Below are 16,330 nucleotides of genomic sequence, written 5' to 3' on the forward strand. Positions count from 1 at the left end.
GGGTCGCTCTCCGCTTTCTCGGATCGCTGGTTACGACGCTCTGCGTCGTAACCGGGGAACCTTGGACGCTCTGCGTCCTTGTGTTCCGGAGGTGCTGAAATCGCGGTGCTTTCGTTCGGCATGACGCGGAGCGTCAAAGAAGACGTTTCCACGCAGAGCGTGGAAACGGGAGAAACACTCGCGGAGGTCAACGGAGAGGGCACCATCGCGGCCTTGGGGGCCGCTCCTACGACGAAACCCTCCGCGTGGGGGCCCGTCAGGCCGCAGGGGTGTCAACCGTCCGCATTCGCGTAGGTAGGCGCTACCGCGCCGACGCAAACGGAAGCAGCGGGCATGGGGCCGGTAGCCGCGTTCCGACAGCTTCGTCCCGTTCGGCAAGGTCGGTACGCGGTTTTTCGGCGGTGCCCCCGTTCGCGTCGCCGCAGTAGCGGCGACCTGCTCACTCCACCGTCAACGTACACGTCTCCGCGCGCCCATCCACGATGGGTGGTAGGCCAGAGGGCGGGCAACGCGGTGAAGTCGAAGCGGCCGTGGCCGCCTCACACCTTCCTCCGCGCCTCGCGCACGTTGGGCAGCGCACCGATCCGGTCCAGCACCCGGCCCAGTTCGGCGATGTCGTTGACCGCCACGGTGAAGGTCATGTGGGCGGTGTAGTCGCTCTCGTCGGTGCGGGTGTTGACCGCCAGCACGTTGAGCTTGAGGTCGCTGAACACCCCGGTGACGTCGCGCAGCAGGCCCTGGCGGTCGAAGGCGGTGACCTGGATCTCCACCGGGTAGGTGTCGCCGCCGCCGTCGCTCCAGCTCACCTCGATCATCCGCTCCGGCTGTTCGCTGGCCAGATGCAGGGCGTTGTTGCAGTCGGCACGGTGGATGGTCACCCCGGCGCCGTGGGTGATGTAGCCGACGATCGGGTCCCCCGGTGCCGGCCGGCAGCACTGGGCGATCTGGGTGAGCAGGTTGCCGACCCCCTGGATCTCCACCGCGCCGGGGCGGCGCTGGAACTTGCGCGCCTTGTGTTCGTCCACCGTCGGCAGCGCCGGCTCGGGGCGGGGGGCGAACTCCTGGAGCAGGGCGGAGAGCTGGGTGGAGTTGATGTCCCCGCGGCCGAGCGCGGCGAGGAAGTCGTCGAGCTTGGGGAAGCGTGAACGCCGCGCGATCCGCTCCTGCTCCACTTTCAGCCCCTGACGGTGCAGCTCGCGTTCGAGCACCGTGCGGCCGGCGGCGACGTTCTTGTCGTAGTCCAGGGCGCGGAACCAGCTGCGCACCTTCTCGCGGGCTCGCGAGGTGGCCAGGTAGTGGAGGTGGGGATTGAGCCAGTCGCGGCTCGGCTCCCCCTCCTTGGCGGTGAGGATCTCCACCCGGTCGCCGGTCTCCAGCGGGGTGTTCAGGGGGGTGATGCGGCCGTTCACCTTGGCGCCGCGGCAGCGGTGGCCCACCTCGGTGTGGATGTGGTAGGCGAAGTCCAGGGGGGTGGCGCCGGCGGCCAGATCGACCACCTGGCCGCGCGGGCTGAAGACATAGACCCGCTCGTCGAACACCTCGCTCTTGAAGTGCTCGACGAACCCCTCGGCCTCCTCCCCCTCACCCTTCCAGCTCATCAGCTGGCGCAGCCACAGCAGCTTGTTTTCCAGCCCCTGGTCGCGGCCGCCGCCGCCCTCCTTGTAGCGCCAGTGGGCGGCGATGCCCAGCTCCGACTCGCGGTGCATCTCGCAGGTGCGGATCTGCACCTCGAAGGGTTTCCCCTCGGGGCCGTAGACCGCGGTGTGCAGCGAGCGGTAGCCGTTCTCCTTGGGGTTGGCGACGTAGTCGTCGAACTCGCCGGCCACCGGGCTCCAGCGGCCGTGGACGATGCCGAGCACGGTGTAGCACTGGGCGATGTCGTCGACCAGCACGCGCACCGCGCGCACGTCGAACACCTGATGGAAGTCGACCCGTTTGCGCTTCATCTTCTTCCAGATGCTGTAGATGTGCTTGGGGCGGCCGGCGATGTCGCCGTGGACGCCGACCGCGGCGAGCGCCGCGCGCAGCTCTTCGATCACCTGGTGGATGAACGTCTCGCGCTCGCCGCGCTTCTCCTCCAGCAGGCGGGCGATTCGCTGGTATTCATCGGGCTCCAGGGCGTGGAGCGAGAGGTCCTCCAGCTCCCACTTGAGCTGCCAGATGCCGAGGCGGTTGGCCAGCGGGGCGAAGATGTCGAGGTTCTCGCGGGCGATCCGCTCGCGCTCGGCGGGGTCGCCGTGCTTGGCCCGGCGGGTCAGGGTGAGGCGCTGGGCGAGCTTGACGAAGACCACGCGGACGTCCTCGATCATCGCCAGCAGCATCTTGCGCAGCCCCTCGGTGCCGCTGCCGAGGCGGCTCCCCTCCTTCTCGTGGAGCGCCTCGATCAGCTGCATCCGCGCCGCGCCCTCGGCCAGTGCGGCCACCTCGCCGTCGCACTTCTCGTGCAGGGTGGGCAGGTCGAGCAGCCCGCTCTCCACCGCCGGCAGGAGCAGGGCGGCGGCGTGGGTGGCGGCATCAGCCTCCAGGGTGGTGAGGGTGGTGCAGCTGTCGGCGGCGGCCTCCGGCTCCAGTGCGCCGCATTGCTCGGCCAGGGTCCAGGCGGCGCTGATCCGCTCGCGTTCCTGATCATTGCGGCCTTCGAGTAGCCGCGCCAGTGGGGTGTCGTTGCTCATCGGCCAAGAGTGCGGTTACGGGGGGGAGATTTCAACCGTGTGACAGGTGGCAGCGTCTCCGTTCCGGCACGACCTCGCCTGTAGGAGCGGCCCTCAGGCCGCGATGGTGCGGGGTGGAGGCCTTGATTGGTCTGGCGGGGGTTGGCGGAGAGGGCGCCCGGCTTCCGCATCCTGCTCACGCCAAGTACCTGCATCCCTGTAGGCAATCGCGGCCTCGGGGCCGCTCCTACAGGCCAGGTTGCGGCGCGCTCTACAGCCGTACCTCGAAGCGCATCGAAAGATCGACCGCCCGCAGGTCCTTGGTGATCGCCCCCACCGAGATGAAGTCGACCCCGGTCTCGGCGATGGCGCGGATGCTCTCCAGGGTCACCCCGCCGGAGGCCTCCAGCTTGGCCCGCCCGTCGTTGAGGCGTACCGCCCGGCGCAGGGCGTCGAGGGAGAAGTTGTCGAGCAGCAGGATGTCGGCACCGGCCTCCAGCGCCTCGTTCGCCTCATCCAGGCTCTCTACCTCGCACTCCACCTTCAGCTCGCCGGCCAGCGCCTTGGCCTGCTTCACCGCCGCGGCGATCGAGCCGGCGGCGATAATGTGGTTCTCCTTGATCAGGATGCCGTCGTAGAGCCCGGTTCGATGGTTGTTGCCGCCGCCGGCGCGCACCGCGTACTTCTGCGCCAGCCGCAGCCCTGGGAGGGTCTTGCGGGTGTCGAGCAGCCGGCAGCCGGTCCCTTCCAGTTCGGTGACGTAGCGCGCCGCGGCGGTGGCGGTGCCGGAGAGGGTCTGCAGGAAGTTGAGTGCGGCGCGCTCCCCGGAGAGCAGCGCCCGCGCCGGGCCTTCCAGGCGCAGGATCACCTGATCCGGTGCCACCCGCGCCCCTTCGTCGGCGTCCCAGTGGAACTGGATCGTCGGGTCGAGCCGGGTGAATACGGCCTCCACCCAGGGCCGCCCGCAAAGCACCGCCGCCTCCCTCGAGATCACCGTCGCGGTGGCCGTCGCCCCCTCCGGTACCAGCGAGGCGGTGAGGTCGCCGCTGCCCAGGTCCTCGGCGAGGGCGCGGGCCACGTCGTCGTCGATCGATGCGCGAGGGGGGAGGGGGATGGGCATGGGACACCGCCGAAAAGCCGTGGAAGGGGGCGGAATTTTCCCAGATTACTTCCCCCGCCGCCAACGTAGGTCGGGACTACCGTCCCGACGGAACGGAGGCAGCGGGCTTTTCGTCGGCGTTGTCCTTCCCGAGTAATCCGTTCTTCCGCTCGGGGCGGGAGGACGAGGCATCGGGTCCGCTGCTTCCGTTCGCGTCGCCGCAGTAGCGGCGACCTACGGGGCCCGGCACTGAAGTAGGGGGCTTTCGCCCCGGCATTGCATAATCACCTGCCCGCCGCCGCGCCAGCGGCGACGGGTGTCAGAGGTAGCGCAGCCAGACGTAGACGCTGCTGATAGCGACGGTGAACAGCATCATCGGGAAGGCGAGCAGCAGGAAGGGCACGAACTGGATGCGGTGGCCGGCCCGTTCGGCAAACCCGGCGACGATCAGGTTGGCGCTGGCGCCGATCAGCGAGCCGTTGCCGCCCAGGCAGGCACCCAGGGCCAGCGACCACCACAGCGGCATTAGCCCCTCCGGGCCGCCGAAGGCGGGGGCCATGGAGTGGATCAGCGGGATCATGGTGGCGACGAAGGGGATGTTGTCGACGATCGCCGAGGCGATTGCCGAGACCCATAGGATCGCCATCGACATGGTGGTCAGATTGCCGCCGGTGGCGTGCACCACGTGGTTGGCGATCATCTCCAGCAGGCCGGTGTGCTCGATCCCCTTGACCACGATGAACAGGCCGACGAAGAAGAAGATGGTCACCCACTCCACCTCGGCGAAGCTGGCGTGGACCCGCTCGGTCTGCTTCTCGGCGTCGAGCGGGAAGTTGTCGAGCAGCATCAGCAGGGCGGCGCCGAACAGCGCGATGGTCGCCGGCTCCAGGTGCAGCGGGTGGGCGGCGACGAAGCCGGCGATGACCAGGGCGAGCACGCCGAGCGACTGCTTGAGCAGGCGCACGTCGGTGATCGCCTCGCGCTCGTCGAAGGCCATCACCCGCGCGCGCGCCTCGTCGGAGGCCTGCAGCGAGCGGCGCCACAGCAGGTGGAAGACGCCGAGCAGCGCGATCAGCACCGGGATGATGATCGGCGTGAGGTTGAACAGGAAGTCGTTGAAGGTGAGCCCCACCGCCGAGCCGATCATGATGTTCGGCGGGTCGCCGATCAGGGTGGCGGTGCCGCCGACGTTGGAGGCGAAGATCTCGGCCACCAGAAAGGGGTAGGGAGTGATCTCCAGCTCCTCGGTGATCAGCAGGGTGACCGGGGCCACCAGCAGCACGGTGGTGACGTTGTCGAGCAGCGAGGAGAACAGCGCGGTGACCAGCGAGAGCATCACCAGGATGCCCCACGGGCTCGCCTTGACCTGTTTCGCGGCACGGATCGCGACGTACTGGAAGACCCCGCTACGGCGGGTGATGGCGACGATCACCATCATCCCGGTCAGGAGCCCCAGGGTGTTGAACTCGATGCCGTCCACCGCCGTGGCCTGGTCGAGCACCCCGCAGATGATCATCAGTCCGGCGCCGAGCAGGGAGACGATGGCGCGGTTGACCCGCTCGCTGATGATCACCCCGTAGGTGAGCAGGAACAGCCCGCTGGAGAGCCACAGCGGGTCGATGCCGAAGAGGGTGGTGGCGGCGTGGACGGCGGCACTCTCCATCTCAGGTCTCCTCGCCGATGCGGTCGATCACGTCCCAGCAGCTGATCACGCCGACCAGCCGGCCGCTTGCCTTCTCCACCACCGGGATCTGGCCCGGGCGGTGGTAGAGGTTGCGCAGCGCCTCCAGGGTGGCGGTGGTGGGGTGGACCACCGGCACGTCGGTGGTGAGGTGGTCGGCCACCGGGTCGTCGCCGATCTTCTTCAACTGCCGGCGCAGGTGCTCCCAGGTGTCCACGGTGTCGGTGACGTAGGAGACCTGGCGCAGCCCCAGCTCCATGGTCACCGCCTTGGGCAGCAGCAGCTTCATCAGCTGGTGCAGGTCGAACATGCCGACGAAGCGGCCGTCGTCGTCGACCACCGGCAGCGAGTGGGCGCGGTGCTCGGCGAGCACCTGCATCGCCTGATCGAGGGGGGTGTCGGCCCGCAGGCTCGGTGGGTCGGGGATCATGATCGAGTCGCAGCTCATGGGGTGAACCTCAGCAGGAGAACCGGGAGTCTGGCACGCCACTATTACGCTTCCGCGGCGGAGGGCGCCAGTGTGGGATCTACCCAATGACCCTGCCGGGTCTGTGGAAGTTCCGTGCGGGTGAAATGTCCCGGTGGAAATTACCGGGTACACTTGCCGCTTTCCCACCGCACCCCCGGAGTGTCCATGAATCGAACTATCCGCCAGGTGGTGGATGCCGTCGGCGGCGTCATTCTCGGCAAGGAGCGGCAGATTCGTCTGGCGTTGGCCTGTCTGCTCGCCCGTGGCCACCTGCTGATCGAGGACCTGCCGGGGGTGGGCAAGACCACCCTGGCCCATGTGCTGGCGCGCGTCCTCGGCCTGCAGTTCCACCGCATCCAGTTCACCAGCGACCTGCTGCCGGCGGACATCCTCGGGGTGGCAGTCTACGAGCGCGACAGCGCCAGCTTCAAGTTCCACCCCGGTCCGATCTTCTCCCAGGTGATCCTCGCCGACGAGGTCAACCGCGCCACGCCGAAGGCGCAGAGCGCGCTGCTCGAGGCGATGGAGGAGCACCAGGTGACGGTGGAGGGGGAGACCCGCGCGCTGCCCGAGCCGTTTTTCGTCATCGCGACGCAGAACCCCTCCTTCCAGGTAGGCACCTTCCCGCTGCCCGAGTCGCAGCTCGACCGCTTCCTGATGTGCATCGAGCTCGGCTATCCGGGGCGCGAGGCGGAGCGCGAGCTGCTCAAGGGGCGCGACCGGCGCGACATGATCGCCGACCTGGAGCCGGCGCTGACCACCGCGGAGCTGATCGCGTTGCAGCAGCAGGTGGTCGGGGTTCACGTCTCCGAGGCGCTGCTCGACTACCTCCAGGCGCTGCTCGACTACACCCGTACCGCGCCCGAGTTCGACACCGGCCTGTCGCCGCGGGCGGCGCTGGCGCTGCTCCGCTCGGCCCAGGCGTGGGCGCTGCTGGAGGGGCGCGAGGCGGTGCTGCCGGAGGACGTCCAGACGGTGCTGCCGGGGGTGGTCCGCCACCGCCTGCGCATCACCGAGGGGGAGCTCACCCCCGGCGAGCGGCTGCTCGCGGCGGTGCCGATTCCTTGAGTCCTTCATGGTTCAATCCCCCGTCCTCCCGGCGATACGGGGACCCGTGATGGCATGGGGTGACTCCAAGATGGCGAACGCCTACCGGGAGCGCTGGATTCTGCGTCCCGCGTCCCACGGCATGGAGCGCGAGGGGGTGCGGCTGGACCGGCGCCACGTCTACATCCTGCCCACCAAGCAGGGGGCGGGGTTCGCGGTGATCCTGCTGCTGATGCTGATCGGCGCGATCAACTACTCCAACAGCCTCGGCTACATGCTCACCTTCCTGCTCACCGCCATGGGGCTGGTGACCATGCTCCATACCTACCGCAACCTGGTCGGCCTGCACCTCTCCGCCGGCCGCTCGCCGGCGGTTTTTGCCGGTGAGCGGGCGCGCTTCGCGTTGCGCCTGGAAGGGGAGGAGGGGGTCGCCCATCGCAGTCTCGCGGTGCGCCTGAAGGAGGAGACGCCGCGGCCGGTGGAGGTGGCGGCGGGGGGCAGCGGAAGCGCGGAGCTGACCCGCCTCGCCGAGCGGCGCGGGCGACTGCCGCTGGGCCGCTTCCGGGTGGAGAGCGACTATCCCCTGGGGCTGTTCCGGGCCTGGTCATGGCTCGATCTGGAGCGCCACTGCCTGGTCTATCCCCGCCCCGAGCCGCCGGGCACGCCGCTGCCCGCCGCCACCGAGGGCGAGGGGGTGGGGCGCTCCGCCGGGGTGGGCGAGGAGGACTTCGCCGGGCTGCGCGCCTACCGCCCCGGCGATCCGCTGCGCCACGTGGCGTGGAAGGCGGTGGCCAAGGGGCAGCCGATGCTCACCAAGCAGTTCGACGGTGCCGAGGCGAGCCGGTTGTGGCTCGACTGGGCGGACCTCCACGGCATGGGTGAGGAGGCGCGCCTGTCGCGCCTCTGCCGCTGGGTGCTCGACGCCGAACTCCAGGGGGCCGAATACGGCCTGCGCCTGCCCGGCACCAGCGTCGATCCCGCCCGCGGCGAGGCCCACCGCCGCGCCTGCCTCGAATCCCTCGCGCTCTACCGGTTGGAGGGGTGAGGATGAGTTCTGTGACGGCGCTGTTTGACGGGGTGCGATCCTTCCCGGCCGTGCCGCTTTCCGGCGCCGCTTTTCAACACGAAGGGCACGAAGGAAGAGGCACGAAGGACACGAGGATATCGGGAGACGGGTGGAGTGTTATGTCGGCACCCGCTGTAGGAGCGGCCCCTAGGCCGCGATGGGGGCGGAGTGCCGCGCGGGGAACCCCTTCGCGGCAGGATCGGAGACGGCGTCATCGCGGCCTGGGGGCCGCTCCTACAGGGGAGACGTGTCCACCGGCCGATGCGCCTTCATCCCCTTCGTGCCTTTTCCTTCGTGCCCTTCGTGTTAAAAGACAGCGTACGAAAGAACTCCGCGGCGAAACGATTCGCACCCGCCCACCCCATCTTCGTGGTGGAGAACAACAGTCGTGACTACCCCCCAAGGCATCGACCCGCGGGTGCTCGACTGGCTGCTGGCGGCACAGGCGGTGGTGCTGGCGCCCCATGCGCTGCACCTCTCGCCGTGGATCCCGCTGCTGTGGCTCGCCATCGCCGCCCTGGTGCGCAGCGCGGCGCGCCGCGGGCGGCCGCTACCGGGGCGCTGGCTGCGCATGGGCTTGCTGGTGGGCGCCATCGGCGGGGTGCTCTTCAGCTACCAGGGCATCGCCGGCCGCGACGGCGGCGTGGCGCTGCTCAGCGCGATGATGGCGCTCAAGCTGCTGGAGCTGAACGGCCGGCGCGACGCGGTGCTGCTGCTCTTCCTCGGCTATTTCCTGGTGGTCACCAACTTCCTCTTCACCCAGTCGATCCCGATCGCACTCTACATGTTCGTCGCGGTGGTGGCCCTCACCGCCGCCCTCGGTGCGGTGGCCTATCCGCCGGGGGCCGGGCGGGTCGGCGAGCGGCTGCGCCTGGCCGGGGCGCTGCTCGCCCAGGCGCTGCCCATGGCGGTGGTCTTCTTCCTGCTCTTCCCGCGGGTGCCGGGGCCGCTGTGGCACCTGCCGGAGGAGTCCCGCGGCGCCCGCGCCGGGCTCAGCGACACCATGAGCCCCGGCGACATCGGCCGCCTCGGCCAGAACGCCGCGGTCGCCTTCCGGGTGGAGTTCGAGGGGCCGATCCCCGACCTGCGCCAAGCCTACTGGCGTGGCCCGGTGCTGTGGCGCTTCGACGGCCGCACCTGGCACATGGTGACCCGCCCGCCGGGGGGCGAGCGGCACTTCGACGGCATCGGCGAGGCGCAGCGCTACTCCGTCACCCTCGAGCCCCACAACCGGCGCTGGCTGTTCGCCCTGGAGATGGCGGCGACCCTGCCCCCCGGCGCCACCATGAACCCCGACTACCAGATGCTCGACCGCGAGCCGGTGACCGAGCGCAAGCGCTACCGGCTGCTCTCTTACCCGCGCTACCGCATCGGCGTCAATGATCCTCCCAACTGGCGGGCGCTCGGTCTCGGCGGGGTCAACAACCAGCGCGCCCGCGACCTCGCCGACCAGTGGCGGGTGGAGGAGGATGGAGCACAGGCGGTGGTGCAGCGGGCGTTGCGCTATTTCCGCCGGGAGCCCTTCGTCTACACCCTGACCCCGCCGCGGCTCGGCGCCAATCCGGTGGACGAGTTCCTCTTCGACACCCGCCGCGGCTTCTGCGAACACTACGCCGGCGCCTTCGTCTTCCTGATGCGCGCCGCCGGGGTGCCGGCGCGGGTGGTCACCGGCTACCAGGGCGGCGAGATCAACGGCGACTACGTCATCGTCCGCCAGTCCGACGCCCACGCCTGGGCCGAGGTGTGGCTGAAGGGGCCGGGCTGGGTGCGCATCGACCCTACCGCGGCGGTGGCCCCGGAGCGGATCGAGCGCGGGCTCGACGCGGCGCTGCCGGCCGGCGAGCCGGTGCCGTTCATGTCCCGCCGCAGCGCCAGCTGGCTGCGCGCCGTGTCGCTGCGCTGGGACCGCCTCAACACCTACTGGCACCGCTGGGTGCTCGGCTACGGCGAGGACGTGCAGCTCGATCTGCTGCGCCGGCTGGCCCCGCTGCTCGCCTCCTGGGAGCGCATGGCGCTGGGCCTGGTGGGGTTCGCCACCCTGCTGCTCGGGCTGGTCGCCCTCTACCTGTTCCGCCCCGGCGCCGGGCCCGCCCTCGACCCGGTGCAGCGCGTCTGGCTGCGCTTCTGCCGCAAGCTGGCGCGCCGCGGCCTGCCGCGGGCGCCCACCGAAGGTCCGCTGGACTACCAGCGGCGGATCATCCGTCAGCGGCCGGCGATCGCCGCGAAGACCGGCGAGATCAACCGCCTGTATGCCGCGCTGCGCTACCATCACGCGCCGGATGCCGGCGAACTGAAGCGCCTGCAGCGGCTGGTCCGCCGCTTCCGCGTCCCGTGATTCACGCGAGTGCCGTAGGGTGTGCCGACGACAGGAGGCGCACCACCCGCTACGGAGTGGGGCGCCCCGTTCCCGGAAACGTCCGTGGCGGTTCTTGGTGGCGGCGCGTCGCCAAATCGGTGCGCCTCCTGATCGTCGGCACACCCTACCCGTGGGTTTGCTGCGCAAAGGTGTTGCCCGGTCGGCGACCCTGTGTGATTGAACGGCAATAGAGAGAAGAGCGAGTGAACGAGAAAGCCCAACAGATCTGTGACGAGTGGAGCGCCGATTTCGCGGCGCGCGGGATGGAGGAGGAGGCCACTTTCTGGCGGGCGGTGAAGCTCGCCTTCGTCTCCGGCGGGCTGCCCGGCGACCGCCTCGACCACGCCCTCGTCCAGGCCCGCCGGCGTGCCGCCGTCACCCCGCCGGAGGGGCTCGACGAGGAGACCCGCGAGGCGCTCGAGCAGATCAAGGCGGAGGCGGCCTATCTCGCCGGCGCCATGGGGGCGTTAAAACGGCGTTAGTCAGACTGGACAGTCTGGCCGCAATGCGGAGAATGGGGGCGTTTACGAGGGGCGGCGCGGGGGCGCCTTCGTTGACGGCAACTACCCTCCCCAAGAAGGGAATCAACCGCAGATTTTCGCAGATGAATGTTTAATCCAATCTGCGGAAATCTGCGTTAATCTGCGGTTCACTCAGCGGGGCGAGCCGTTTGCCGTTGGACAGACTGCTGGCGCCAAATCGTCATAAGGAAAGAGGACCTGCCATGACCCGAATGGATATTCCGCCGCGGAGCCGGCGGTGGGCCGGTGTGGCGCTGCTGCTGGCGGCGCTGGCCGGGTGCAACGGTGCGCACGAAGGCGGCAAGGCGGCAACGGCCAAGCCCGCGCCACCGGCACCGGGCGAGGGGGCGGCGCGGATGCGCGGCATCGACGTCTCCAACTACCAGGGGGACGTGGCGTGGTCGGAGGTGAAGGGGGACGGTGTCGCCTTCGCCTACCTCCAGGCCTCCCAGGGAAACGATTTCCTCGACCCCAATTTCGGGCAGAACGTCGCCGGGATCAGCGGCCTCCTGCCCTACGGCTCCTACCACTTCTTCCGTCCCGACGACGACCCGGAGGAGCAGGCGGAGCTCTTTCTGCGCACCACCGATGGGAAGCGCGGGGCGCTGCCGCCGATGCTCGACGTGGAGGTCACCTCCGGTCTCCCCGCCGCCGAGATCGGCCAGCGGGCGAAGCGCTGGCTGGAGCGGGTGGAGCGGGAGGTGGGCTGCACCCCGCTGGTCTACAGCTACGGCGCGTTCTGGGAGAGCAACCTGAAGGGTGCCCTCGACGCCTACCCGCTGTGGCTCGCCGACTACGCGGAGCGGCCGACCCTCCCCGCCGGCAAGTCGGAATGGACGCTGTGGCAGTTCAGCCAGACCGGCAAGAGCGCCGGGGTGAAGGGGCCGGTGGATCAGGACTGGTTCAACGGCGACGAGGAGGCGCTGTCGCGCTTCCACTGCGATAAAGGTGCGCAAAAGGAGCAGGCATCATGAGTACCACGGATTCCACCAAGCCCGCCGGCGGCTGGGCGGCGCGGCTGCGCGAAAACCTCCTCTCCCACCTCGGCCGGCGCCTGCTCGGCCTGGCGGTGGCGGCCCTCGCACTGGCCGGGTTCCACGCCCTCGGCTGGCTCACCGCCACCTTCGACGCCCTCGGCCGGGGGCAACTGGTGGCCGCCGACCGCGCCTACCTGACGCAGTCGGCGGAGCAGGCCGGCGACGCCTTCCTCACCCTCTCCTCCCTGCAGGGGGGACTGCACCTGGTACAGAGCGGCAGCGCCGGGATCTCCTTCATCGTCGATTTGCAGGCGCGGGTCGGCGACCTGCTCACCCCGCTGGTGAAGATGGTCGACCGGGCGGCGGAGCTGTCGCTGGCCGGGATGGCGGCCAACGACGCCCTCGGGGTGCTGCTGCAGGCCGCCGAGGTGGTGGCCGCGCCGCTGCTCGGCGCGGTGCTGCTGCTGCTGGCGCTGCACGCCCTGGCGCGGCTGGTCACCCTGCAGGGCAACCGCCTCAGCCGCTTCAGCGGCGAGTCCGCCGAGCTGCTGCTGGTGGTCTTCCTCACCCTCTACCTCGCCCTGCCGCTGGCGGTGTGGGGCGCCTCCCAGCTCTCGCAGGCCTTTACCGCGCCGCTCGCCGCCGAGGCCCACGGTCACTTCACCACCCTCAACGACCATCTCAACGCCGGCGGCCGCGGCGGGGATCTGAAGGGGACGGTCCACGGGGTGATCGACCGCTACGAGACCTTCAGCAGCAAACTGCCCGAGAAGCTCCACCTGGCCGGCGAGGCGCTGAAGCGCCACCTGGTGATTTTCGCCCTCGACGTGGTGGTCTTCCCGCTGGGACTGCTGTGGCTGCTCTACCTGGTGGCCCGGGTGATCGCCCGCCACCTGCTCGGGCCGCTCCATGCGGTGGAGCGGGCCGCCGAGGATGAGGGGGTACGTTGAGCGATCCGTTGATCGTCAACCTCGGCTGCGGCGAGAAGGTCGCCGCGGCCTGCCTCAACATCGATTACCACCCGCTGCTGCGCCTCAAGCGCGGCCCCCTGCCGCGCTGGCTGTATGCGCCGTTGCTGGGCGACGGGCGGCGGGCGCGGCTGGCGGCGATCCCCGACCAGGTGGTGTGTCACGATCTTCTGCGTGGCATTCCGCTGGCCGACGGCAGCGCCGATGCGGTCTATCACTCCCACCTGGTGGAGCACCTGGAGCGGTGGGAGGCGCGCCGCTTGCTGGTCGAGGTGCACCGGGTGCTCAAGCCCGGCGGCATCCAGCGGATCGCCGTACCCGACCTGGAGGGGAAGGCGCGCCGCTACCTGCAACACCTGATCCTCTGCGACGGTGACCCGGCGGAGCGCGAGCGCCACGACCGCTTCGTCGCCAGCCTGATCGAGCAGAGCCTGCGCCAGGAGGCCGCCTCCGCCCGCCGCCACGGCGGCCTGCGGCGATGGGCGGAGAACCTCCTGCTGGGCGGCGCCCGCCGCCGCCGCGAGACCCACCGCTGGATGTACGACCGCGCCAACCTCGGCCACCTGCTTGCCGTCACCGGCTTCGTGGACATCGCGGTCCGCCGCTGGAACGAGAGCGCCATCAGCGACTGGCCGGCGATCGGCCTGGAGATCGACGGGCGGGGCGGCGAGCACAAGCCCGGCTCCCTCTATATCGAGGCGCGACGCCCTGCACCGTAGGTCGGCGCTACCGCGCCGACGCGAACGGAGGCAGCAGAATCGGGACCGCGGGAGGATATCCGACCGCGCCAAACCGTTCGGCCAGGTTCGGCGCGTAATTTCCCCGCAGTGCCTCCGTTCCCGTCGGCGCGGTAGCGCCAACCTACGATCGACCAGGAGCGCACGGATGCCAATTCGTGAGTCGAGTTTTCCCTCGTTACCACGCTTCGCGTGGTAACGCCCACCGCGGCGCCGATCGGCACGCACCATGAGCGACGCTCCGCGTCGTACCCACGGCGCAAAACCGAGCCCGGCTCAACGGCGCCATGCGGCGCGGAGCGTCACACCACCGGCGTACCGGCGGCGGTCGCCCTAGGAGCCTGTCGGACTATGGATGAATCGGCCGCGAAAGCGGGATGACGACCCCACTTTTCCGAAAATCCTCGTCAAATAGTTCGCTATTCTCCTCAAATTTTCGAAAAATTGGCGCCGCCCTCCTGCCCTCCCGCGGCTCGATCCCCCATAGTCCGACAGGCTCCTAGAAGGGGTCACCACGCAGAGCGTGGTGACCAAGCGTCGGTCAGCGCTACCGCGGTGAACGCGAACGGGGGTAGCGGAGTCCGAGTCCCCCATGTCCTTTCCGTGCTACGACGACGATCGGCGGCGTGGCGCCTTTCCGGTCCTCTCCCCCGCCGGGCGCGGGCGGCCGCCTTTCGCGGGGCGACGCGTCCGTTCCCGGCGCTTGCCGGTGAAACGGCGCGGTTCGCCGCGCATCGGCTCGCGGATGCGTCCGGGTTCCACCGCCTCCAGCAGCCTGCGCAGCCACTGCACCGCCCGTGCCTCGAACCGCGCCAACGGGATCTCCCCGCGCTCCACCTCGCCCAGCAACTGCTCCCACCAGGCGGTGATCGCCGGATTGGAGAGCTGCTCCGGGCTCTGTTCCACCACCTGGCGGCCGAGGGGCGCGGCGCGCAGCGCCTTGCCCTCGCCGCGGATGAAGCCGCGCTTCTTCAGCGTCTCGATGATCCCGGCGCGGGTCGCCTCGGTGCCGATCCCCTGGTTCTCGCGCAGCACCTTGCGCAGCCGCTCGTCGTCGACGAAGCGGGCGACGTTGGCCATCGCCTTGATCAGGCTCCCCTCGGTGTAGGGGGCCGGTGGCTGGGTGCGCTTCGCCTCGACCTTGGCCTCCAGGCACTGCACCGCCCCCTTGGCCAGCGGCGGGAGGACGCACGCCTCCTCCTCCCCCTCCCTGGTCTTCTTGTCCGCCTTGGGGAAGAGGACCTTCCAACCTTCCTCACGCACCTGTTTGCCCTTGGTGACGAACCGCTCCCCCGCGCAGCGGGTCTCCACCCGGCTGGCCTGATAGCGGTGGTCCGGGTGGAACTGGGCGAGGTAGGTGCGGACGATCATGTCGTAGAGTGCCGCCTCGTCGCGGCCCAGCCGGCCGGCACTGTTGGCGGTGGGGACGATGGCGGTGTGGGCGGTGATCTTCTTGTCGTCGAAGGCGCGGCCGCGGCGCTTGGGGTCGGCGCCCTGCGCCTCCTTGGCGAAGCCGTTGCCGGCCAGCGCGGCGAGTACCGCCGGGGCTTCCTTATGCTGATCGGCGGCGAGGAAACGGCAGTCGGTGCGCGGGTAGCTGATCAGCTTGTGGCGCTCGTAGAGGGCCTGGGCCACGTCGAGGGTCTGCTGCGCGGAGAAACCGAGGCGCTTCGAGGCGGCCTGCTGCAATTCGTTGAGGGAGAAGGGGAGCGGCGGCGGCTCGCGCTTCTCCTTCTGTTCGATGGTGACGATCTCCCCCGCCTGGCCGGCGATCCGCGCCGCCACCGCCTCGGCCTCCTCGCGGCGCAGGCAGCGCCCCTCCTCGTCGGCCACCGCCTCGCCGGGCTGCCAGAGCGCGGGGTAGCCGTTGCCCTGCTGAGCGAAACGGGCATGGACCTGGAAGTGGTCGGTGGGGACGAACGCCTCGATCAGCCGGTCGCGCTCCACCACCAGCTTGAGGGTGGGGGTCTGCACCCGGCCGATGGAGATCAGCGCATCGCCGCCGGCGGCGCGGTTGGCCAGGGTCATCGCCCGGCTCAGATTCATCCCCACCAGCCAGTCGGCGCGGCTGCGGCCACGGGCGGCGTTGCTCAGGCCGCGGTAGCGCTCATTTTCCTGGAGTTGCGAGAGTGCCCGTTTCAGCGCCGCGTCGGTCAGGTCCGGCAGCCACGCCCGCGCCACCGGCCCGCGCCAGCGCAGCTGCTCCAGCACCTCGTCGACCAGCAACTGCCCCTCGCGATCCGGGTCGCCGCAGTGGACCACCCGGTCGGCCTCGGCGAGGAGCTTTTTGATCACCGCGATCTGGCCGCGATGCTCGCGCTTCGGCGTCAGCTTCCACTGTTCCGGGATGATCGGCAGCCGCTCCCGGCTCCAGCGTTTGAGGGCCGGGTCGTAATCCTCCGGCATCGCCTGCTCGTAGAGGTGGCCGACGCACCAGCTCACCACCCAGCCGTCGCCGCGGATCTGCCCCTCGCCTGCGCGGCCGCGCCCGAGGGCCCGGGCGATGGTACGCCCGAGGGAGGGCTTTTCGGCGAGGTAGAGGGTGGGCATGGGGGATCCGGGTTGGGGCGGTGTCGTGGTGCAACGATGTTTTGTGCGAACTGATATGTAATCTTATACATAATGTTTTTTTGTTCAAGTGGTAGTTGAGGAGTCGGTTTTCGCCGAGCCGGCCGACCCGGTCTTCGCTACGGGACCCCTCTATGTTGTCGGTGATGTTCCTGGTTGCCACGCTCCGCGTGGCAACCCTTTCGCGGGT

12 protein-coding genes are annotated in these 16,330 nt (G+C 69.8%); 7 read left to right on the forward strand and 5 right to left on the reverse strand.

The window, feature by feature from the left end; all coding sequences use genetic code 11:
* Positions 1-539 precede the first annotated feature (539 nt).
* The 4 genes from ACYQ2W_RS22050 to ACYQ2W_RS22065 form a co-directional block, all read right to left on the reverse strand.
* On the reverse strand, positions 540-2,672 hold the full coding sequence (locus tag ACYQ2W_RS22050; RefSeq protein ID WP_459872286.1) for a RelA/SpoT family protein: 2,133 nt from the start codon (positions 2,670-2,672) through the stop codon (positions 540-542).
* Positions 2,673-2,922: 250 nt separating this feature from the next.
* Positions 2,923-3,771 (reverse strand): carboxylating nicotinate-nucleotide diphosphorylase, encoded by an 849-nt coding sequence (nadC, locus tag ACYQ2W_RS22055; RefSeq protein WP_459872288.1) that lies wholly within the window; start codon positions 3,769-3,771, stop codon positions 2,923-2,925.
* A 298-nt stretch (positions 3,772-4,069) separates the two neighbouring features.
* Positions 4,070-5,413 (reverse strand): ArsB/NhaD family transporter, encoded by a 1,344-nt coding sequence (locus ACYQ2W_RS22060; RefSeq protein WP_459872291.1) that lies wholly within the window; start codon positions 5,411-5,413, stop codon positions 4,070-4,072.
* A gap of 1 nt (position 5,414) precedes the next feature.
* The gene (locus tag ACYQ2W_RS22065) at positions 5,415-5,879 is read right to left on the reverse strand and encodes a CBS domain-containing protein (protein ID WP_459872293.1); all 465 of its coding nucleotides are present in this window, start codon (positions 5,877-5,879) and stop codon (positions 5,415-5,417) included.
* A 186-nt stretch (positions 5,880-6,065) separates the two neighbouring features.
* On the opposite strand from ACYQ2W_RS22065, the gene ACYQ2W_RS22070 reads away from it, so the two are divergent.
* The 7 genes from ACYQ2W_RS22070 to ACYQ2W_RS22100 all read left to right on the forward strand — a co-directional run bounded on the left by ACYQ2W_RS22070 (position 6,066) and on the right by ACYQ2W_RS22100 (position 13,554).
* Positions 6,066-6,968 (forward strand): AAA family ATPase, encoded by a 903-nt coding sequence (locus ACYQ2W_RS22070; RefSeq protein ID WP_459872295.1) that lies wholly within the window; start codon positions 6,066-6,068, stop codon positions 6,966-6,968.
* Positions 6,969-7,038: 70 nt separating this feature from the next.
* Positions 7,039-7,992 carry a DUF58 domain-containing protein gene (locus tag ACYQ2W_RS22075; RefSeq protein WP_459872298.1) on the forward strand — a complete coding sequence of 318 codons (954 nt, stop codon included), beginning with the start codon at positions 7,039-7,041 and terminating at the stop codon, positions 7,990-7,992.
* Positions 7,993-8,401: 409 nt separating this feature from the next.
* Positions 8,402-10,348 carry a transglutaminase TgpA family protein gene (locus ACYQ2W_RS22080; protein WP_459872301.1) on the forward strand — a complete coding sequence of 649 codons (1,947 nt, stop codon included), beginning with the start codon at positions 8,402-8,404 and terminating at the stop codon, positions 10,346-10,348.
* 224 nt (positions 10,349-10,572) lie between these two features.
* Positions 10,573-10,851 (forward strand): hypothetical protein, encoded by a 279-nt coding sequence (locus ACYQ2W_RS22085; protein ID WP_459872304.1) that lies wholly within the window; start codon positions 10,573-10,575, stop codon positions 10,849-10,851.
* A gap of 242 nt (positions 10,852-11,093) precedes the next feature.
* A complete protein-coding gene (locus ACYQ2W_RS22090) occupies positions 11,094-11,864 on the forward strand; it encodes a glycoside hydrolase family 25 protein (protein WP_459872307.1) in 771 nt (256 codons plus the stop codon).
* Positions 11,861-12,817 (forward strand): hypothetical protein, encoded by a 957-nt coding sequence (locus ACYQ2W_RS22095; RefSeq protein ID WP_459872310.1) that lies wholly within the window; start codon positions 11,861-11,863, stop codon positions 12,815-12,817. The genes ACYQ2W_RS22090 and ACYQ2W_RS22095 overlap by 4 nt, the downstream gene beginning before the upstream one ends.
* Positions 12,814-13,554 (forward strand): class I SAM-dependent methyltransferase, encoded by a 741-nt coding sequence (locus ACYQ2W_RS22100; RefSeq protein ID WP_459872313.1) that lies wholly within the window; start codon positions 12,814-12,816, stop codon positions 13,552-13,554. The genes ACYQ2W_RS22095 and ACYQ2W_RS22100 overlap by 4 nt, the downstream gene beginning before the upstream one ends.
* Positions 13,555-14,178: 624 nt before the next feature.
* Here the strand turns inward: ACYQ2W_RS22100 and ACYQ2W_RS22105 are convergent.
* Entirely contained in the window at positions 14,179-16,122 is a 1,944-nt protein-coding gene (locus tag ACYQ2W_RS22105) for a DNA topoisomerase III (protein ID WP_459872315.1), read from the reverse strand.
* Between the last annotated feature and the right edge of the window lie 208 nt (positions 16,123-16,330).

Source organism: Endothiovibrio diazotrophicus (genome assembly GCF_054657215.1).